Source organism: Brenneria roseae subsp. roseae (assembly GCF_003115845.1).
Lineage (GTDB): Bacteria > Pseudomonadota > Gammaproteobacteria > Enterobacterales > Enterobacteriaceae > Brenneria > Brenneria roseae.
In genome coordinates this window covers 202,384-223,387 of sequence record NZ_KZ819026.1, presented here as the reverse complement: position 1 = coordinate 223,387, position 21,004 = coordinate 202,384, and the positions used below count along the sequence as shown (strand labels likewise).

Here is a 21,004-nt window from a genome sequence, read left to right as displayed (position 1 = left end):
AAACGATGAGTGCGGGTGCGATTACTATTGGCCTCGATTTCGGCAGTGATTCGGTGCGCGCGCTGGCCGTTGATTGCCAGACCGGGCAAGAATTAGCAACAGAAGTGGTCTATTACCCTCGCTGGCGTGAAGGCAGGTATTGCCAGCCCGCCAACAACCAGTTCCGACATCATCCGCTGGATTACATCGAATCACTGGAACAGGCTATCCGGGTCGTTGTCGGGCTGCTGACGGCAGAACAGCGTCAGCGGGTTATCGGTATCGGGGTTGACTCCACCGGTTCGACGCCGGCGCCGATAGATGAACAGGGACAGGTTCTGGCGCTGCGTCCCGAATTCGCCGATAACCCCAATGCGATGTTTGTCTTGTGGAAAGATCACACGGCGATAGAAGAAGCCGAAGCGATCAACACGCTGTGTCGCAGCGGACCATTTCCGGATTACACCCGCTATATTGGCGGCGTCTATTCTTCCGAATGGTTTTGGGCGAAAATCCTGCATGTAACGCGTGAAGATGCGCAGGTCCGTCAGGCCGCCGTTTCCTGGATCGAATTATGCGATTGGGTTCCCGCCCTGCTTTCCGGTACGGTGGCGCCGGAGAACATCAAACGCGGGCGCTGTAGCGCCGGTCACAAGTCACTCTGGCATCCTGACTGGGGTGGTTTGCCGCCCAAAGACTTTCTGCACGCCCTTTCCCCCTGCCTGACCGAACGTTTGCAATACCCGATGTTTACCGAAACCTGGACGGCCGATCGGCCGGTCGGCACCCTCACCCTCGAATGGGCGCAGCGGCTTGGTTTGCCGGACACCGTGACGATTGCGGGCGGCGCGTTTGACTGTCATGTCGGCACCGTTGGCGCCGGCGCGCAGCCTTATACGCTGGTTAAGGTCATTGGCACCTCCACCTGCGACATTTTGATCGCCGATGAGTCCCGTATTGCCGATCGCACAATCGCAGGGATCTGCGGTCAGGTGGATGGCAGCGTGGTGCCCGGCTATATCGGGCTGGAAGCCGGGCAGTCCGCTTTCGGTGACATGTATGCCTGGTTTGGCCGTCTGTTGAACTGGTCTTTGCAACAGGCCATCAGAGATTATCCCGAACTCAATGCGCCACTACAGGCAACGGAAAGTAAATTGCTTGAACGACTCACGCAGGCATGGGCCGAAAACCCAACGCTGGATCATCTGCCCGTTGTCCTCGACTGGTTTAACGGGCGCAGAACGCCTTTTGCCAATCAACGGTTAAAAGGCGTGATCACCGATCTCAATCTCGGCACCGACGCGCCAACGCTGTTTGGCGGCTTCATCGCCGCCACCGCTTTCGGCGCCCGCGCCATCATGGAGTGTTTTGAAAATCAGGGCGTGCCGGTTGAGAACATTCTTGCGTTGGGCGGTATCGCACGTAAATCCCCCACCATCATGCAGGTTTGCACCGATGTCATGAATCGCCCGTTGCAAATCGTTGCTTCCGATCAGTGCTGTGCGTTGGGTGCAGCCATTTTCGCCGCCGTCGCCGCGGGTAAACATGCCGATATTCCGACGGCACAACGCCATATGGCCAGCAGCATTGAACGCACGCTGATGCCGGATAGCCAACGCGTGGCCCGCTATCAGCAGCTTTATGAGCGTTACCAGCAATGGTGTCGCGTGGCTGAACCCGCTTACAACCCGAAAGCCAAGGCAGAAGCTTAATCATCGATTATTTTCTTCCCCTGCGTGGGGATACCGAAACAGGAGTCATCATGGATCATTTTAAGCAGCTTGAAGTCTGGTTTGTTATCGGCAGCCAGCACCTTTACGGACCCGAAACCTTACAGCAGGTAAAAGAGAATGCGGAAAAAGTCGTCGCGGGTCTGAATCAGGACGGCGGTCTGCCCGTTAAACTGGTGCTGAAACCCCTGGTGAAAACGCCGGACGAAATCACATCCCTGTGCCGCGATGCGAACTATCAGGATAACTGTATTGGCCTGCTCACCTGGTTGCACACGTTTTCTCCGGCCAAGATGTGGATTGGCGGACTCCGTATCCTTCATAAACCGCTGCTGCAATTCCATACCCAGTTCAACGCCGAAATCCCGTGGGATACTATGGATATGGATTTTATGAACCTGAATCAGACGGCGCACGGCGGCCGTGAATTCGGTTTTATCGGGGCACGGATGCATCAGGCGCATCAGGTGGTGGTCGGCCACTGGCAGGATAAAAACGCGCACCAGCGCATCGCCAAGTGGATGCGCGTCGCCGCGGCGATTCAGGAAGGCAAACAGCTGAAGCTGGCGCGTTTTGGCGACAACATGCGCGAAGTGGCCGTCACCGAGGGCGATAAAGTCGGGGCGCAGATTCAGTTCGGTTACTCCGTTAGCGCCTGGGGGTTGGGCGATTTGGTTGCCGTTGTCGATGCAGTCGCTAAAGGTGATATCGATACGCTGATTGAAGAATACGAAGCCAGCTATCAATTGACGGACGCCGTCAGGCTGCATGGTCCTAATCGCCAGAACCTGCTGGATGCGGCACAGATTGAACTCGGCATAAAGCGTTTTCTGGAACAGGGCGGCTATAAAGCCTTTACCACCGATTTTGAGAACCTCTATGGACTGAAACAGTTACCGGGGCTAGCCGTACAGCGGTTGATGCAACAGGGTTACGGTTTTGGCGGCGAAGGCGACTGGAAAACGGCGGCGCTACTGCGCATCATGAAAGTGATGGCGCATGGATTGCCGGGCGGAACCTCATTTATGGAGGATTACACTTATAACTTCCAGAATAACAACAATCTGGTTGTGGGCTCCCATATGCTGGAAGTTTGCCCCAGCATCGCCAAAGAACAGAAACCGATTCTGGATGCGCAACATCTGGGCATCGGCGGCAAGGCCGATCCCGCCCGTCTGATCTTCTCTACGCCTGCGGGACTTTCTCTCAATGCCAGCGTCATCGATATGGGAGATCGCTTCAGAATGCTGGTGAATCAGGTCGATGCCATCGAACAACCCCGCCCACTGCCCAAGCTGCCTGTGGCGCGGGCGATTTGGCAGGCCCAGCCGTCATTGGAAGTGGCGGCCGAAGCCTGGATTCTGGCAGGCGGCGCGCATCATACGGTATTCTCGCAGGCACTGGATCTGGACTATATGCGCCTGTATGCCGAAATGCAGAATATTGAATTACTGGTCATCGATAACGATACGCGTATCCCCGCGTTTAAAGACGCACTGCGCTGGAACGAAGTCTATTACAAGCTTTGCACACAGTAAGGTGAGTTAACTGAGGCGGCTTCGGCCGCCTTTTTTCCCGATTTATGCCGCGGTATCAAAAATCAGATTTCTTTTTCTATCCCCCTCTGGACAGCGTTTCTCTCGTGCATATACTTAGTCATCTCAACTACATAACTATTAGCTCATTCATTATGACCGCTTATGACTATTTGCTTAAATTCAGAAAAGTCAGCACCATAGAGAGTCTGGAAAAACTTTTCGATCATCTCAATTATTCTCTGACAGATAATCAAGAAATCATCAATATGTATCGCGCCGCCGACCATCGTCGGGCCGAATTGGTTTCTGGCGGGAAATTATTTGATTTGGGATGCGTACCTAAATCAGTATGGCGTTATGTGATGTAATCCTTTGATGATATGATCCCCCCGCTTCGAATAGTTATGCATCCGCACGTACCTGTGGCTATCGCGTTTTCCCGACGGATAGCCTTTCCCGACCCGGAATATTGATGCAGATACCCCGTTTTTCGCCTATACCCCTACTTTGGGTATGTTGTCGAAAGCCCGACAATACCCGATAATATGCGGGTTTTGTTTTTTTAGGCACTGTAATGACCGAATACGCTTTATTATTTGTTAGCATCCTCCTGGTAAATAATTTCGTTCTGGTGAAATTCCTGGGGCTGTGCCCATTTATGGGCGTGTCCAAAAAACTGGAGACGGCGATTGGCCTGGGGATGGCGACCACATTCGTAATGACCCTGGGATCGATGTTTTCCTGGTTGGTCAACGAATTCATTTTGTTGCCGCTGGATATTCTTTATCTGCGAACCATGGCGTTTATTCTGGTATTAGCGTTTGTCGTTCAGTTTTCCGAGATGTTCGTGCGTAAGGTCAGTCCTGCCCTCTACCGTTTGCTGGGGATTTTCCTGCCGTTGATTACCACCAATTGCGCGGTTTTAGGCGTGGTATTACTCAACGTGAATATGTCGCACGGTTTTCTTCAGTCAACCGTTTACGGTTTTGGCGGCGCGATGGGCTTCTCTTTGGTCATGGTGCTGTTTGCCGCCATTCGCGAGCGTATCGCGGTTTCTGATGTTCCTGCCCCGTTTCGCGGGAACGCTATCGCATTGATCACCGCCGGATTGATGTCGCTGGCATTCATGGGCTTTACCGGTCTGGTGAAATTCTGATGACGACTATCTGGATCGCTATTGTCGCGTTAAGCTCGCTCGCGCTGTGTTTCGGCCTCGTCCTTGGCTACGCCTCCCGACGTTTTCAGGTGGAAGGCGATCCCATGGTCGAACAGGTCGAGGCCATGTTGCCGCAAAGCCAGTGCGGCCAGTGCGGTTATCCCGGCTGCCGCCCTTATGCGGAAGCGGTATGCCTGAATGGTGAAAACATCAATAAGTGCGGGCCTGGCGGCGAAGCCATGATGCTGAAGCTGGCTGAAAAGCTGAACATCGATCCTCAGCCCCTCGACGGTGATAACGCCGTGCTGAATCCCGAACGTAAAGTGGCGTGGATCGATGAAAGTAACTGTATTGGCTGTACGAAATGCATCCAGGCCTGCCCGGTAGATGCCATTGTTGGCAGTACCAAAGCCGTGCATACCGTTGTCAGTGATTTATGCACGGGTTGCGATCTGTGCGTCTCACCCTGCCCGACAGATTGTATTGAGATGCACCCCATTGCGCCCACGCCCGCCAACTGGAAGTGGGACCTCGATACGATTCCGGTTCGCGTTATTCAAGTAGAACAACATGCTTAAGCTGTTTTCCGCCTTTAAAAAAGACAGAATTTGGGATTTCGACGGTGGTATTCATCCGCCGGAAATGAAAACGCAGTCCAGCCGGATTCCGCTGCGTCAAATTCCCTTGCCTGAACAGTTTATTATTCCACTTAAACAGCATCTGGGCCCTGAAGGGGAACTGTGCGTAAAAGTGGGCGAGAAAGTGCTGCGCGGTCAGCCTTTGACCCTCGGCAAAGGGAGAACTCTCCCCGTTCACGCCCCTACATCCGGCACGATTAACGCCATTCGCCAGCACATGACGGCGCACCCTTCCGGCCTGCCAGAGTTAAGCGTCATCCTTATTCCCGACGGCGAAGACCGCTGGTGTGAGCGCCATACGCTGGCCGATTACCGTACACAATCAGCCGATACGGTGCTGAATCATCTTCATCAGGCGGGGATTGCCGGTCTCGGCGGCGCAGGTTTTCCGACTGCGGCAAAATTACAGGGCGGCATGCGCGGGATCGAAACGCTGATCATCAATGCGGCGGAATGTGAACCCTATATCACCGCAGACGATCGGCTGATGCAGGAATGCGCCGATGAAATCGTACAAGGCATCGATATTCTTGATTCTCTGCTGCAACCTCAGCGTATTCTTATCGGTATTGAAGATAACAAACCCGAAGCCATTGAAGCCCTGCGCCATGCATTACGCCAGCGCAGCGACATACAACTGCGCGTGATCCCGACCAAATACCCGTCGGGGGGAGCCAAACAGCTCACCAAAATTCTGACGGGTAAGGAAGTGCCCTTTGGTAAGCATTCTGCCGCCATTGGTATACTGATGCAGAACGTGGGGACGATGTTTGCCATTAAACGTGCGGTTATCGATGGCGAACCGCTGACCGAACGCGTCGTGACGTTGACCGGTGAAGCGCTGCGTCAGCCCGGGAATGTCTGGGCGCGGTTAGGCACCCCGGTACGTCATTTGCTTAAACACGCGGGCTTCCACGTCAATAAACAACCCATGGTGATTATGGGCGGGCCGCTGATGGGCTTTACGCTGCCGTCACTGGATGTGCCGGTGGTCAAAATCAGTAACTGCCTGTTGGCGCCGTCTTACACGGAAATCGAACCCGTTGCCGAAGAGCAATCCTGTATCCGTTGCAGCCAATGCGCCGACGCTTGCCCCGCCGGATTACTGCCGCAACAGTTATATTGGTTCAGCCGCGGACAGGAGCATGAAAAGGCCCGCAACCACCATTTGTTCGACTGCATTGAATGCGGTGCCTGTGCCTATGTTTGCCCCAGCAATATCCCGCTAGTGCAGTATTACCGGCAGGAAAAAGCCGAAATTCGGGCCATCGATGAAGAGGCCCAGCGTGCAGCGCAGGCCAAACTGCGCTTTGAAGCCAAGCAGGCGCGGCTTGAACGTGAAAAACTGGCTCGTGAATTGCGGCATAAACAAGCTGCCGCTGGCGTATCAACCAGCGATAAACAAGCGGTACAAGCCGCGTTGGAAAGAATTCGCCATAAAAAAGCGGCCACCGTTGATACGGTAATTGAAATCGTTCCGGGTCAACAGCCAGACAACAGTGCCGTCATTGCCGCTCGCGCCGCGCGCAAAGCTCAGGCGCGGGAAAAACAATCCCTCGCGGAAACCTTAGCGCCTGATAGTTCAAACAATGCGGAGGCCGATCCTCGTAAAGCGGCGGTCGCCGCAGCCATTGCCCGCGTCAAAGCGCGTAAGGCCGCGCAGCAGGCTGGCGGTACCAATGCTGAGGCGGAACCCGTTACGCCGGAACCTACCGGAAACGTGGATGATGACCTGATCGATCCACGCAAAGCCGCCGTTGCCGCGGCCATTGCCCGCGTGAAAGCACGTAAGGCCGCTCAGGCGGCATCGAAGTTTCAAGAGGAATAAATGGCTTTCAAAATCGCGAGTTCTCCCTTTACTCACAATCAGCAACGCACTCAGCGTATTATGCTGTTGGTTATCGTGGCCTGTATCCCAGGGATGCTGGCGCAGTACTATTTCTTTGGCTACGGCAACCTGATTCAGGTTGGCCTTGCATCAGCTACCGCGCTGATTGCCGAATTCGTGACGGTGTCACTGAGGAAGTTCGATGTCCGCGCGACACTGGCCGATAACTCTGCATTGTTGACCGCCATTTTGCTTGGCATTAGCCTGCCGCCGCTGGCTCCCTGGTGGATGGTTGTCATAGGAACCGCGTTCGCCATTGTGATTGCCAAACAGCTGTACGGCGGACTGGGGCAAAATCCGTTCAACCCGGCAATGATTGGCTATGTTGTCCTGCTCATCTCTTTCCCCGTTCAGATGACCAGTTGGTTACCCCCCGGTCCGCTTCAGATCATGCCGATCGGTTTCTACGACGCCCTGATGACGATCCTGTCCGGTCATACGCCATCTGGGTACTCTGCACAGCAGTTAATGCATACGGTCGATGGCATCAGTCAGGCGACGCCGCTGGATACATTCAAAACAGGCCTGCACTCGGGTCATCAACCGCAGGATATTTTGCAACAGCCGCTGTTCGCGCCAACCATTTTTACCACCGTCATGGTCGGTATCGGCTGGCAGTGGGTTAATATCGGTTTTCTCATCGGTGGACTGTTTCTGCTGGCTCGCGGAACCATACGCTGGCATATTCCAATCAGTTTTTTATTTAGCCTGGTGCTGTGCGCTTCACTGGGTTGGTTACTGGCACCGGAAAAATGCGCACCGCCCGTTCTGCATCTGTTTTCTGGCGCCACCATGCTGGGGGCATTCTTTATTGCCACCGATCCGGTAACCGCATCAACGACCAATAAAGGCCGCCTGATTTTTGGTGCTCTGATTGGTCTGTTAGTCTGGTTGATCAGAACCTATGGCGGCTATCCTGATGGCGTGGCGTTTGCGGTACTGCTGGCAAACATTACGGTGCCATTAATTGACTACTACACTAAACCGCGCGCTTACGGCCATCATCGCTAAGGATCTGCCATGTTTACCACAATGCGCCGCCATGCCATGACGCTGGCACTGTTTGCCGCATTTACCACTGCATTGACTGCCGTGGTAAACAGTCTGACTGGACCAACCATTTCCCGACAGGCGCTACTGCAACAAAAAATGCTGTTGGATCAGGTTGTTCCGTCTGATCTGTATAATAATGACATGCAACAGGAATGTTACGTTGTCACGAATTCGGCGTTGGGTTCAACATCCCCTCGCCAATTATTCATTGCCCGTAAAGATGGCATCCCCGTCGCGGCGGCAATAGAGAGCACCGCGCCCGATGGTTACTCCGGCGCCATACAGCTTCTGATCGGCGCCGATTTTAATGGCAATGTATTAGCTACCCGGGTCACAGAACACCATGAAACGCCCGGATTAGGTGATAAAATCGAGATCCGCATTTCTGACTGGATCACCCGTTTTAACGGTCAATCGGTGCAAGGCGTCGATGATGCCCGCTGGGCGGTAAAAAAAGAAGGCGGCATGTTTGACCAGTTTACAGGGGCAACCATTACGCCACGTGCGGTCATCAATAGCGTGAAACGAAGTGCGCTGTATCTGCAAACGCTGCCGTCGCAGCTCGATACCCTGCCCGTTTGTGGAGAGAATAAATAGATGAGTGAAGCCAAACAAATCCTGATTCAGGGATTATGGAAAAACAACTCGGCGCTGGTGCAATTGCTCGGCCTGTGCCCGTTGCTGGCGGTGTCCTCCACCGTCACCAATGCGTTAGGATTAGGGCTGGCGACCACGCTGGTACTGACCTGCACCAATATCGCGGTCTCCTCGCTAAGACGCTGGGTTCCGGCGGAAATCCGCATTCCTATTTATGTCATGGTTATTGCATCCGTGGTGAGTATGGTACAGATGCTGATCAACGCCTACGCCTATGGATTATATCAATCACTGGGAATTTTCATTCCCTTGATTGTGACGAACTGTATTGTTATCGGTCGCGCCGAAGCCTTTGCATCGAAAAATCCCGTCGGACTGTCGGCCATTGACGGCCTGGCGATGGGACTCGGCGCCACCAGCGTGCTGGTGGCATTAGGTTCCCTGCGTGAAATTCTCGGCAACGGAACATTGTTTGACGGCGCATCCCAGCTGTTAGGTCATTGGGCAACGGCACTGCGGATTGAAGTGGTTCACCTGGACTCGCCGTTCTTGCTGGCAATGTTGCCTCCTGGCGCGTTTATCGGTTTAGGGCTGCTGCTGGCGGCAAAATACCTGATTGATGAAAAAATGAAACAGCGTCGGGCACGTGTCTCCGTTGTGACAAAAACGGCCGCTTCCGAGGCAGCAGGAGAACCATTATGAACAGGGAAAAGCGGATTGAGATCTTAAGCAGACTGCGCGCCAACGATCCCCATCCCACAACGGAATTGAAGTTCAGTACCCCTTTTGAATTACTCATCGCGGTTCTGCTCTCTGCTCAGGCGACCGACGTCAGCGTTAACAAGGCCACGGCAAAGCTTTATCCGGTAGCCAATACCCCGGAAGCGATGCTCGAATTAGGCGTTGACGGCGTCAAAGCGTACATCAAGACCATTGGCCTGTTTAACGGCAAAGCAGAGAATATCATCAAAACCTGCCGTATTCTGATTGATAAGCACCAAAGCCAGGTACCTGAAGATCGGGCGGCGCTGGAGGCCTTACCCGGTGTTGGCCGTAAAACCGCTAACGTAGTATTGAATACGGCTTTCGGTTGGCCGACGATTGCCGTTGACACGCATATTTTCCGCGTTTGTAACCGTACTGGCTTCGCACCGGGCAAAAACGTCGAGCAAGTAGAAGAAAAGCTGTTGAAAGTGGTACCCGCAGAATTTAAGGTCGATTGCCATCATTGGCTCATTCTTCATGGCCGTTATACCTGCATCGCCCGTAAACCACGCTGTGGCTCCTGCCTGATTGAAGATCTCTGCGAGTTCAAAGAAAAAGTTTACGCGTAGTCAATGCGCTACGCGGTTCCCTGAGAAAGCAGGCTTCGAGACCACAACAATTGCAGTTTGACCAATACCCGCAAAAAGGCCAGATAGTCAAACTATCTGGCCTTTTTGTTTGCACCCGCTCTTTACGCCAGTTACTTCACCGGCAGCGTAATATCTTTAAACATCGCCTCGATTTCATCATTAGAGCGTAACGCAACCGCGGTATCCACCACATCACGGGTCAGATGCGGGGCAAAGCGCTGAATGAAATCATACATATAGCTTCTTAAGAACGTGCTGCGGCGAAAGCCGATTTTAGTCGTGCTGTAGCTGAAAATGCTGTTGGCATTGATGGTCACCAAATCGGTTTCTATCTGTGGATCGACCGCCATATTGGCAATCACGCCCACGCCCAATCCCAACCTGACATAGGTTTTAATGACATCCGCATCGGTGGCCGTGAATACAATCCGTGGGGTCAGCCCTGCCCGATTAAACGCGGTGTCCAGCTCTGAACGCCCCGTAAAACCAAAGGTATAGGTGACTATCGGATAGGCGGCCAACTCTTCAATGCTAATGTCTTTCTTTGCCGCCAAAGGATGATCGGGCTTCACCACCACCGCACGATTCCAGTGGTAACACGGTAACATGATCAAATCGTCATAGAGGTGCAACGCTTCTGTCGCAATGGCGAAATCCGCCGTTCCCTTGGCCACCGCCTCCGCGATCTGCGTGGGCGATCCCTGATGCATGTGCAGCGATACGCGGGGATAACGCTCGATAAATCCTTTTATTACGCTGGGTAGCGCATAGCGGGCCTGCGTATGCGTCGTTGCGACATACAGAGAGCCTTTATCCGGATAAGTGTGCTCGCCGGCAACAGCTTTAATGGCATCGACCTTGGAAAGGACTTCACGCGCAATACGGATGACTTCCTGTCCTGCGGGGGTGACCTGCGTCAGGTGTTTTCCGCTACGGGCGAAAATCTGAATGCCCAGCTCGTCCTCTAACATTCTGACTTGTTTACTGATCCCTGGCTGAGAGGTATACAAACCTTCAGCGGTAGAAGAAACATTCAGGTTGTGGTTAACAACTTCAACAATATAACGAAGCTGTTGCAGTTTCATAATTTATCCCATTCCCAATTGAATTGTGCGTGCGGTAGCTAAAGTCTGATGATATTCCATTAACAGAAATATGCTTTGTTATCCGATACTCTGATGCATATACATGCATTTAATGTCATTTAATCATAAAAATAGTTTTTATATAACCACAATCGCATGATGTCCACAAAGAAATTGCGTGAAACCGGCTAAGGGTATATCAACGGATAATTATTCTCTCGGGTAAATCGCCATCCTCTTACCCAGATCAAAAAAAGCCAGCCTAAAAAGGCTGGCCTGAGTGAGTTTTAACGTTCATTTACCCACATTATCTCTGACGGGCAACCGCAAGAACATATGGATAAACGACTTATTTCTTGCCTTCCACCCATTTGCCGTCGACGTAGAAAGCTGACCAGCCGGTAGCCTTGCCATCCTTTTCCGAAGAAACATACTGCTGCTTTGTCTTACGGCTAAAACGCACCATCGCTTTATTGCCATCCTTATCCGTTGCCGGCGCATCGGCCAGATAACGCAATTTTTCAGGCAGACGATCTTTGAAGCGTTGTAATTCTTCAACCAGCGGCGCACGCGTCTCCCGGGATTTCGGGAACGTATTGGCTGCCAGGAAAACGCCTGCGGCGCCATCTCGTAAAACGAAATACGCATCCGACTTCTCACAGGGCAACTCAGGCAGCGGTACCGGATCTTCTTTCGGTGGCGCGACGTCGCCGTTACGTAAAATTTTACGCGTGTTGCCACAGGTCTCATTGGTACAGGCCATGTACTTGCCGAAGCGCCCCATCTTGAGGTGCATTTCCGAGCCGCATTTTTCACATTCAACAATCGGGCCGTCATAACCTTTGATACGGAATTCACCTTCTTCGATCTCATAACCATCGCAAGCCGGGTTATTACCGCATACGTGCAGCTTACGTTGATTATCAATCAGATAGCTATCCATGGCGGTACCGCACTTCGAACAGCGGCGACGCGCGCGTAACGCATTGGTTTCGGCTTCATCCCCTTCCAGCACATTCAGCACTTCTGCCTCGGGGATCAGATTGATAGTGCTTTTACAGCGCTCTTTTGGCGGCAGCGCATAGCCTGAACAACCCAGGAAAACGCCGGTACTGGCAGTGCGTATTCCCATTTTGCGTCCGCAGGTCGGGCAGTCGATGCTGGTCATCACCATCTGATTCGGCCGCATGCCGCCTTCTTCCGGATCCTGCTCTGCGGTTTCCAACTGTTTGCTGAACTCGGCGAAAAACTCATCCAGAACGGCTTTCCACTCCGCCTGATTATTCGCCACCTGGTCGAGACTGCTTTCCATACGCGCGGTGAAATCGTAGTTCATCAGTTCACGGAAGTTTTCTTCCAGACGATCGGTAACAATTTCACCCATTTTTTCAGCGTAGAAACGGCGGTTTTCTACCCGCACATAGCCGCGATCCTGAATGGTCGAAATAATCGATGCATAAGTAGAAGGACGACCGATACCGCGTTTTTCCAGCTCTTTTACCAATGATGCATCGCTGTAACGTGCCGGCGGTTTGGTAAAGTGCTGCCCCGGCAACAGTTTCTGCAATGCCAGTTGTTCACCCACCGCGACCGTCGGCAAAGTACGATCTTCATCATTTTTACGCAGCGCGGGCATGACTTTCGTCCAGCCATCAAATCGCAACGTGCGGCCTTTGGCCCGCAGTTGGTAACCCACGGCTTCAACAATCAATGTCGTGGAATCGTACCGCGCCGGCGTCATCTGACAGGCGACAAACTGACGCCAAATCAGTTGATACAATTTCTGCGCATCCGCTTCCATGTCTTTTAAGCTATCGGCCAATACTTTCACATCTGAAGGACGGATCGCTTCGTGCGCTTCCTGTGAATTCTCTTTACTGCTGTAGTGGTTAGCCGCCTCCGGCAGATAGCGTTTACCAAATTCGTCGCCGATGTACCCGCGAACCATGGTTAACGCATCCTGACTCAGGTTGGTTGAGTCAGTACGCATATAAGTGATGTAGCCCGCTTCGTACAGGCGCTGAGCCATCATCATGGTCTTTTTCACGCCAAAGCCAAGACGGGTACTGGCCGCCTGCTGTAGCGTCGATGTGATGAAAGGCGCGCCGGGTTTACTGCTGGTCGGTTTATCTTCACGTTCGGCGACCACATAGCTGGCTTTCTCCAGCAGGCTGACCGCTGCCTGTGTCTGATCCTTATTAACCGGTTTAAATGGCTTGCCGTTGTGATGAGTGACCTGCATTTGCAACTGATCATCATTACCGGACAGTAAATCGGCGTGCAGTTCCCAGTATTCTTCCGGAACAAATGCTTTGATTTCACGCTCGCGATCAACGATCAGGCGTACGGCGACAGACTGTACGCGCCCGGCGGACAATCCACGGGCAATCTTCTTCCACAGCAGCGGAGAGACCATGTAGCCCACGACGCGGTCCATAAAACGACGGGCCTGCTGGGCGTTCACGCGATCGATATTTAACTTATCCGGTTTCTGGAACGCCTGCTGGATGGCATTTTTGGTAATTTCGTTAAACACCACGCGGCTGAACCGCTTATCGTCACCACCGATGATTTCCCGCAGGTGCCAGGCAATAGCTTCCCCTTCGCGGTCAAGGTCGGTTGCGAGATAGATGTGCTCAGCGTTTTCCGCCAGCGTTTTCAGTTCAGAAACGACTTTTTCCTTGCCAGGCAAAATCTCGTAATTAGCTTTCCAGCCATGGTAAGGATCAACCCCCATGCGATTGACCAGCGCGGATTTTTCATCCTTTTTGACCGCTTTTTTCGTTTTGTCTTTGTTTGAGTCTGCGCTCTTCTTACTGACTGAACCACTGGTCGGCAGATCGCGCACATGACCGACGCTGGATTTCACCACGTAGTCATTGCCAAGATACTTATTGATCGTTTTGGCTTTTGCCGGGGACTCAACTATAACGAGAGCTTTACCCATATGTACTATTACCTGCTTAATTCTTCTGAAAATCAGATATCTTTTGGGGGCATCCACCAAAATAAACAAGGGCGGATGCTCGATTAATTGTGGATCACGGCGTTGCGGATTTATCCTGCGCGGGTGAGCCTTTTTTTCAACGCGACGCCTGTAACCCTCTATTCTGTCTGAACATTAACGCTGTCTATCTACCACATTAAATCAGTGCAGACTGCCATGACGTAAAGAAATTATTCCACCGGCAGCACAAAATCCCACACTCTACCTGATAAATAACGCCACGCAACCTAATTAGCATGGAAACGACGTTTTAGCCAATCTGAACTGAATTCAGTATCGGCAAGCAAGTTGCTAAAATTTAGTGCATTTGCGATAGCCTCGTTTCACGCAGTACAATCTTTTCATCACGGGAAACATCACTATTGATCTGGATAGCACGCACCGTAGTCGCTCCAGCATCGCGATCCTTAACTGTTCAGGATTACGCTAAAAAGCCGACGATGATTAAAGTTTGAACACAGGAGTAGGTAATAAATGTCCAATGAATCTCAGATACGCGCAGAAAAATCCCCGATTGACCGCCAGAGCTTGCTGGCTGAAGCCAATTCAATTATTCAAAATCACGACGATTACCTGCACGGCATGCTCGCCGAGAGCGTAGAACAAAAAAATGACGTACTGGTTTTCCGCGGCGAGTTTTTCCTTGATGCCAATGGGTTACCCACGCTCAAGACAACGGCGGTTTTCAATATGTTTAAACATTTGGCCCAGGTGCTGTCTGAAAAATATTATCTGATCGATTAAAAACAAACCGCCCGCGATAATTCGCGGGCGATGGCGTTACGCGCTATATTTCCACGCTTACAGCAGCGGTTTATTGCCGCGCTGCCACCAGCGCAGCATTAATCGTTCCGCGGTATCCCCCGCGCTGCCTGTCAGGCGATCCAGCAGGCGTTTACGACGGGTGTAACGCACGTTGAGGACTTCGTGGTTTTCCATTTCGGCGATCAGCAGATCGTCACTGGTGCCAATCGCATCGACCAGCCCCAGATCCCTGGCCTGAGAACCGAACCAATGTTCACCGGTGGCGACGGAATCAATATCCAGTGAAGGGCGCATATCCTGTACAAACTGTTTGAACAGCCGATGAGTGACATTCAAATCTTCACGGAATTTTTCCCGCCCGGCCTCGGTGTTTTCACCAAACAGGGTTAATGTACGTTTGAACTCACCAGCGGTATGCAATTCAACGTCAATATCCTTGTTCTTCAATAAGCGATTGAAGTTAGGAATCTGAGCGACCACGCCAATGGACCCCACAATGGCAAACGGCGCGGCGACAATGCGATCGGCTACGCAGGCCATCATATATCCGCCGCTGGCGGCCACTTTATCGACCGCGACCGTCAGGCGAACGCCGCCCTGTCGCAAGCGTTGCAGCTGCGATGCGGCCAGCCCGTAGCCATGCACCACCCCACCCGGACTTTCCAGTCTCAGCAGCACCTCATCCTGCGGTTTCGCCACGGCCAGTACGGCGGAAATCTCTTCACGTAACGAACTTACCTCGCCGGCATCCATACTGCCGTTAAAATCCAACACATACAGACAAGGTTTCGCATTTTTTTCTTCACCGCGTTTCGCACGCTGCTTATCTTGCCGGGCTGACGCTTTTGCTTTCTTTTTTTCTTGCCTGGATAACTGCTTACGCTCAGCGTCATTCATGCAGGCGGTTTGCATTTCCCGCTGCATATCACGGTACTGTTCGCTCAGATTAATCACCTGTAACTCACCTTTGTGCTGACGCTTTCGCTGTGATATGCCAAATGCCACAATCACCAGCGCGCCAATCGCCACCACGATGGTGAGCGCTTTAGCCAGGAACAAACCGTACTGAGAAAGTAATTCCACAAATACCGCCCTCATTAACTGAGTATTGAATATGATGTTGATTATTCTAACCAACTACGACGTCAGCGTCGTGCGCTAAACCGTTAACCTAACTGATGACGTGCGAGATGGCGATGTTATTCACATCGTTTCCATGCTTTCTGCTGCTTTTTACCGCACCCGCGAGAGTGGCCCCGCCATAAAAAAACGCCGGGCGCGTTTTTCAACGTCGCTTGCGACGGCCCGCGAGGGTGACGGGCAGGATAGCCCGCCATAAGAAATGGCGCCACTCTCATTGAAAACTCGCGTTATTTAAGGCATAACTCCTCTATCTTCATCCCCATTGGATGTCTTTGTTCAGCCGGATACCCTGGCAGTACAGCGATGGCATACCGCTAAATCATGGTGTCCGGCAGGTCTGTTATCTGAAACGTGGCATCAACACCGCCACGGTAAGAGGAATTCCCCGTGCATTACCAGCCTAAAAACGACTTGCTGCAACAACGTATCATTTTGGTCACCGGTGCAGGCGACGGTATCGGCCGCGAAGCGGCACTCACCTATGCCCGATTTGGCGCCCGCCTTGTTCTGCTTGGCCGAACAGAAAGCAAACTTCAGGCCGTGAAACAGCAAATTTTTCAGGAAAATGGCACAGAAGCCCACATCATTGTTTGTGACATGTTAACGGCCCATTCCGAACAGTTTTTCCAACTTGCCAACGAGTTAGCCCGTGTCATTCCCCATTTGGATGGCGTACTGCACAACGCCGGACTACTTGGGGATATCGCGCCGATGGCGGAGCAATCCGTCGAAACCTGGCATCAGGTCATGCAGGTCAACGTCAATGCGGCCTTTATGCTGACGCAAGCTCTGCTGCCGTTATTACTGAAGTCTCCCAGTGCGTCACTGGTTTTCACCAGCTCCAGCGTAGGACGCCAGGGACGTGCCGGCTGGGGAGCCTACTCAGTGTCCAAATTTGCGACCGAGGGCATGATGCAGGTCCTTGCGGATGAATATCGTCATACCCATTTGCGGGTGAACTGCATCAACCCCGGCGGTACGCGCACCACCATGCGAGCCTCCGCTTTCCCGGATGAAAACCCGGATAAACTGAAAACCCCAGCGGATATCATGCCGCTGTACCTTTATTTAATGGGTGATGACAGCCGCCGGAAAACCGGGATGAGCTTTGACGCCCAACCCGGCAGAAAAGCCGGCCCCGCCGACTAACCAATCGAGAATATCTGATGAGCGATGAACGTCACCAACAGCGTCAGCAACGCATTAAAGAACGTGTAGATGCCCGTATTGCCGCGGCCAATGACATACGCGGCATTCTGATCATTTTTACAGGGAATGGCAAAGGGAAAACCACCGCTGCTTTTGGTACGGTTACGCGCGCCGTCGGGCACAACTTACGCGCAGGCGTTATTCAGTTTATTAAAGGCGAATGGCCAAATGGCGAAAAAAATCTGCTGCAAAAGCACGGTGTGGAATTTCAGGTTATGGCGACCGGCTTTACCTGGGAAACCCAGAATCGCCAGACTGACACCGATGCGGCAGTGAAAGTCTGGCAGCACGGTAAGCGAATGCTCGCCGATCCACAGTTGGATCTGGTGGTGCTGGATGAGCTGACTTACATGGTCAGCTACGGTTATCTGGCGCTGGATGACGTAATTAACGCGCTGAACCAGCGCCCTGCCGGACAAACGGTGATAATCACCGGACGCGGCTGTCACCGGGATTTACTGGAGATAGCCGATACCGTGACCGAAATGCGCCCGGTCAAACATGCGTTTGAAGCGGGAATCCAAGCACAGCAAGGTATAGACTGGTAAATGGCGTTTTATGTGATTCCAGGGCGCAGGGATCACGCCATCTCGCCAGAGATGTCCCCTGCACGGGAACCTCCCTGGTGAACGTCAACGAGTGGATATTAGCCGTTACGTTTGGGTTTCGGCGACGAGCGTCTTGCCGGCGTCGAATTAATCTGGCTGTGGCGTTTTACCGCACGACGAATCTGATTGGCTTTTACCCGACGACGCTCCCGCTCAACCGGCAGTTTGGTCACGGTCTCTGGCGGCAATTGCACCAATCCCCTCAGGTAGTTAAGATCGTCCAGCGTCATTTCAGTCCAACCGCCGCGCGGCAGCCCTTTAGGCAATTGAATGTCGCCGTAGCGCACGCGGATCAGGCGGCTAACCTGCACATCGACCGCCTCCCACAGGCGGCGAACTTCACGGTTGCGCCCTTCCGTCAGCGTCACGTTATACCATTGGTTAAGGCCCTCGCCGCCTTGATAACGAATCGAGCGGAACGACGCCGGGCCATCTTCCAACTGCACGCCTTTGCTGAGCTGTTTGAGCTTCTCATCATTGATTTCGCCGAATACCCGCACCGCATATTCACGTTCAACTTCATGGCTGGGATGCATCAGGCGATTGGCCAGTTCCCCATCGGTGGTAAACAGCAATAGCCCCGAGGTATTCACGTCCAGACGACCGACGGCCACCCAGCGAGAACCGTGGATTTTCGGTAAACGATCAAATACGGTAGGACGACCATCCGGATCGCTGCGCGTACACAGTTCACCTTCCGGTTTATAATAGATAAGCACACGGCAAACCGCTTCTTCGGTTTCCTTGACGGAAACCACGTGGCCGTCAATACGGATTTTGGTGGCTTTTGTCACTTCAACACGGTCACCCAGCGTGGCAATTTTGCCGTCAACGCTAACGCGTCCTGCCTGGATGATACCTTCAATTTCACGACGCGAACCGTGACCTGCGCGCGCCAGTACTTTCTGTAGCTTTTCGCTCATCGAGCAACCTCTGAGTGTCGCCTTCCCAGGCGTCGGGGGGAACATAACTCACTATTATAATTCAGTGAGTTATGTGAAAATAAGATGTCATAAAAAATGCTGGCGCGATTATACAGAGATTCGCGCCATTTGTATCCTAATTGTTATTGTTGGGCGGACAGAGCAACGCGGCATTCCAGCAACGGGATGTTGTCGCTATCCCTCCATCAATCAGCCCGATGATGAGTTAACGATTACTGAAACGGCGTCACATCCCCGGTGCCTTCACGGACAATCTGCGGCGACGACTCGGTTAAATCAATCACGGTGGTTGGCTGCTGCCCAAGAAAACCGCCGTGAATGATCAAATCCACCTGTTTGCCCAGCGTGTCCTGAATTTCTTCCGGATCGGATTCGGCAAAATCATTGCCCGGCAACATCAGCGTGGTAGACATAAGCGGCTCATTCAGTGCGGCCAGCAATGACAGCGCAATGGGATTGGACGGCACGCGCAACCCAATCGTCTTGCGCTTTTCATTCATCAGGCGGCGGGGAACCTCTTTGGTCGCCTTCAGAATGAAGGTGTAGTTGCCCGGCGTATTGTTTTTAATCAGGCGAAATGCGGCATTATCAACATAGGCATAAGTCGACAGCTCAGACAGATCGCGGCACATCAATGTAAAGTTGTGGTTGCTGTCCAGTGAGCGGATTCGGCAGATACGCTCCATCGCGTTCTTGTCGCCCAGCATACATCCCAGTGCATAACCGGAATCGGTGGGATAGACAATGACTCCACCTTTATGCAGAAAATCCACGGATTGCGTAATCAATCGCGGTTGTGGATTCTGCGGATGGATATAGAAAAACTGACTCATGACACTACCTCGTGCTTCTGAAATACCGGTGTACGCCTTCAGCGCCCCGCGTAGTCGTACAAATATTGGATCGTTATGGTGCTGGTTATTTTAGGGCATGATTATTCCAACACGTTATTTACGCGTGGTTGCCAAGCCGGTTATGGGATAATGACTCACATTCGATCGTCGCCGTTACTGCGCCAAAGCCGGGTGTTGCCAGACGGGCTCAACATCGGCAGGCAGCCACAATTTCCGCCCTAGCTCAATCCAGGCGCAAGGTTGATGGAAATCAGACCCTTGCGACCCCATCAGATGAAAATCTCTGGCATAACGAGCAAGCTGGGTACGTTCATCCGGCGCCTGCTGGCATTGCGCCACTTCCATGGCCTGCCCGCCATTCTCGGCAAATGTACTTAACAGACGCTTCAGCCATTTGGCCGTCAGGTCGTAACGCCCTGGGTGGGCCAACACCGCAACACCACCAGATTGATGAATGGCATCAATCGCTTGCTTTATTGTACACCACTGTGGCGGAACGTAACCGGTTTTCCCTTTCGCCAGATATTTTTTGAATACCTGATTGATATTCGGTGCAACACCAAGCTCAACCAGATAGCGGGCAAAATGCGCGCGGGTGATCTGACCGCCCGGCGCCAACCGGCAGGCACCGGCAAACGCATCAGGGATGCGGGCTTTTTCCAGCCGGATAGCAATTTGCTCTGCCCGTGCCAGCCTTGACTGCCCCTGCTGCTGTAAAAGCGCACACAGAGCCGGGTGATCAACATCCATCCCCAGTCCCACGATATGAATTTCATGGTTTTCCCACAGCGTGGAAATCTCCACGCCGGCAACAAGCCGCAGCGGCAATCGGTGGTTATCAATAGACCGCCGGGCCTCCGCCAGTCCGGTGGTGGTATCGTGATCGGTAATAGCCAGAACATTCACACGCATCGCGACGGCACGGGCGACCAGTTCGGAAGGCGTCAATAAACCGTCTGACGCAGTAGTATGGCTATGCAGGTCATAGAGCGGAAACGATGACAAAATTGATTGAGATTCTTCTGGCACAAATATATCCATGACTGGCGGAGTACGTTCATCACCCGCTTAAGCAGGCAGAAACCGATGGCAAATTTTTCCTGATATCTAATCGGGTCAACAAACGCCAAGACGGCATGATGCCATTAACCTGCGTAAAAGGGTAAATAAGATTCATTTCCTCGACGACCGCTACGCGGCTAACCAAACTATTGCCCGGTCCAATAAAATAATGTTATTCCTGTTGTTGACTTTTGCCACGCGAACCAGTTAACTAGTACGCAAGCTCAGCACACAGATCGTGAGATGATGATAATGACTATGCAAAAGACGATGAAACTTGGTTGGTGGCGCTCTTCCCTGTCGCGGGTGGAGTAATCACGCATAGCTATTATCACGACATGCAGATATTCCCAGGCCCGCTTATCCAGCGGGCTTTTTTTATACGGGCTATTT

At 52.6% G+C, this 21,004-nt stretch carries 19 protein-coding genes and 1 other annotated feature; of the genes, 13 read left to right on the top strand and 6 right to left on the bottom strand.

Annotated elements, in window-relative coordinates; translation table 11 throughout:
• Positions 1-5: 5 nt before the first annotated feature.
• From DDT52_RS08805 to nth, 10 genes are all read left to right on the top strand, one after another.
• A complete protein-coding gene (locus tag DDT52_RS08805; RefSeq protein WP_136156006.1) occupies positions 6-1,691 on the top strand; it encodes a ribulokinase in 1,686 nt (561 codons plus the stop codon).
• Between the two features lie 50 nt (positions 1,692-1,741).
• On the top strand, positions 1,742-3,247 hold the full coding sequence (gene araA / locus DDT52_RS08800; protein ID WP_136156005.1) for an L-arabinose isomerase: 1,506 nt from the start codon (positions 1,742-1,744) through the stop codon (positions 3,245-3,247).
• 152 nt (positions 3,248-3,399) lie between these two features.
• Positions 3,400-3,615 (top strand): transcription modulator YdgT, encoded by a 216-nt coding sequence (ydgT, locus tag DDT52_RS08795; RefSeq protein ID WP_136156004.1) that lies wholly within the window; start codon positions 3,400-3,402, stop codon positions 3,613-3,615.
• 206 nt (positions 3,616-3,821) lie between these two features.
• The gene (rsxA, locus tag DDT52_RS08790; RefSeq protein ID WP_136156003.1) at positions 3,822-4,403 is read left to right on the top strand and encodes an electron transport complex subunit RsxA; all 582 of its coding nucleotides are present in this window, start codon (positions 3,822-3,824) and stop codon (positions 4,401-4,403) included.
• Positions 4,403-4,981 carry an electron transport complex subunit RsxB gene (gene rsxB, locus DDT52_RS08785; protein ID WP_136156002.1) on the top strand — a complete coding sequence of 193 codons (579 nt, stop codon included), beginning with the start codon at positions 4,403-4,405 and terminating at the stop codon, positions 4,979-4,981. Before rsxA ends, rsxB begins: the two co-directional genes overlap by 1 nt.
• Entirely contained in the window at positions 4,974-6,869 is a 1,896-nt protein-coding gene (rsxC, locus tag DDT52_RS08780; protein ID WP_136156001.1) for an electron transport complex subunit RsxC, read from the top strand. Before rsxB ends, rsxC begins: the two co-directional genes overlap by 8 nt.
• On the top strand, positions 6,870-7,940 hold the full coding sequence (gene rsxD, locus DDT52_RS08775) for an electron transport complex subunit RsxD (RefSeq protein ID WP_136156000.1): 1,071 nt from the start codon (positions 6,870-6,872) through the stop codon (positions 7,938-7,940).
• 9 nt (positions 7,941-7,949) lie between these two features.
• The gene (gene rsxG, locus DDT52_RS08770) at positions 7,950-8,579 is read left to right on the top strand and encodes an electron transport complex subunit RsxG (protein WP_136155999.1); all 630 of its coding nucleotides are present in this window, start codon (positions 7,950-7,952) and stop codon (positions 8,577-8,579) included.
• The gene (locus DDT52_RS08765; RefSeq protein ID WP_136155998.1) at positions 8,580-9,281 is read left to right on the top strand and encodes an electron transport complex subunit E; all 702 of its coding nucleotides are present in this window, start codon (positions 8,580-8,582) and stop codon (positions 9,279-9,281) included.
• The gene (nth, locus tag DDT52_RS08760; protein ID WP_136155997.1) at positions 9,278-9,913 is read left to right on the top strand and encodes an endonuclease III; all 636 of its coding nucleotides are present in this window, start codon (positions 9,278-9,280) and stop codon (positions 9,911-9,913) included. The genes DDT52_RS08765 and nth overlap by 4 nt, the downstream gene beginning before the upstream one ends.
• A gap of 131 nt (positions 9,914-10,044) precedes the next feature.
• On the opposite strand, the gene cysB is transcribed toward nth, so the two are convergent.
• Both cysB and topA read right to left on the bottom strand, forming a co-directional pair.
• Positions 10,045-11,019, bottom strand: a complete 975-nt coding sequence (gene cysB, locus DDT52_RS08755; RefSeq protein WP_109054024.1) for an HTH-type transcriptional regulator CysB — start codon at positions 11,017-11,019, stop codon at positions 10,045-10,047.
• Between the two features lie 349 nt (positions 11,020-11,368).
• On the bottom strand, positions 11,369-13,966 hold the full coding sequence (topA, locus tag DDT52_RS08750; protein WP_136155996.1) for a type I DNA topoisomerase: 2,598 nt from the start codon (positions 13,964-13,966) through the stop codon (positions 11,369-11,371).
• A gap of 534 nt (positions 13,967-14,500) precedes the next feature.
• Here topA and DDT52_RS08745 point away from each other — a divergent pair.
• Positions 14,501-14,770 carry a YciN family protein gene (locus DDT52_RS08745; protein ID WP_136155995.1) on the top strand — a complete coding sequence of 90 codons (270 nt, stop codon included), beginning with the start codon at positions 14,501-14,503 and terminating at the stop codon, positions 14,768-14,770.
• Positions 14,771-14,827: 57 nt separating this feature from the next.
• Here the strand turns inward: DDT52_RS08745 and sohB are convergent, their stop codons facing one another.
• Positions 14,828-15,874, bottom strand: a complete 1,047-nt coding sequence (gene sohB, locus DDT52_RS08740) for a protease SohB (protein ID WP_109054021.1) — start codon at positions 15,872-15,874, stop codon at positions 14,828-14,830.
• Between the two features lie 447 nt (positions 15,875-16,321).
• Here sohB and DDT52_RS08735 point away from each other — a divergent pair, with 447 nt between their 5' ends.
• The gene (locus tag DDT52_RS08735; protein WP_136155994.1) at positions 16,322-17,083 is read left to right on the top strand and encodes a YciK family oxidoreductase; all 762 of its coding nucleotides are present in this window, start codon (positions 16,322-16,324) and stop codon (positions 17,081-17,083) included.
• A gap of 17 nt (positions 17,084-17,100) precedes the next feature.
• Positions 17,101-17,691, top strand: a complete 591-nt coding sequence (cobO, locus tag DDT52_RS08730) for a cob(I)yrinic acid a,c-diamide adenosyltransferase (protein ID WP_136155993.1) — start codon at positions 17,101-17,103, stop codon at positions 17,689-17,691.
• Positions 17,692-17,789: 98 nt separating this feature from the next.
• Here the strand turns inward: cobO and rluB are convergent, their stop codons facing one another.
• From rluB to rnm, 3 genes are all read right to left on the bottom strand, one after another.
• A complete protein-coding gene (gene rluB, locus DDT52_RS08725) occupies positions 17,790-18,674 on the bottom strand; it encodes a 23S rRNA pseudouridine(2605) synthase RluB (protein WP_136155992.1) in 885 nt (294 codons plus the stop codon).
• 233 nt (positions 18,675-18,907) lie between these two features.
• Entirely contained in the window at positions 18,908-19,528 is a 621-nt protein-coding gene (locus tag DDT52_RS08720; RefSeq protein WP_109054017.1) for an L-threonylcarbamoyladenylate synthase, read from the bottom strand.
• Between the two features lie 174 nt (positions 19,529-19,702).
• A complete protein-coding gene (rnm, locus tag DDT52_RS08715) occupies positions 19,703-20,578 on the bottom strand; it encodes an RNase RNM (RefSeq protein WP_136155991.1) in 876 nt (291 codons plus the stop codon).
• Positions 20,579-20,887: 309 nt separating this feature from the next.
• Positions 20,888-20,992 (top strand) — a sequence feature (Trp leader region).
• Positions 20,993-21,004 lie beyond the last annotated feature (12 nt).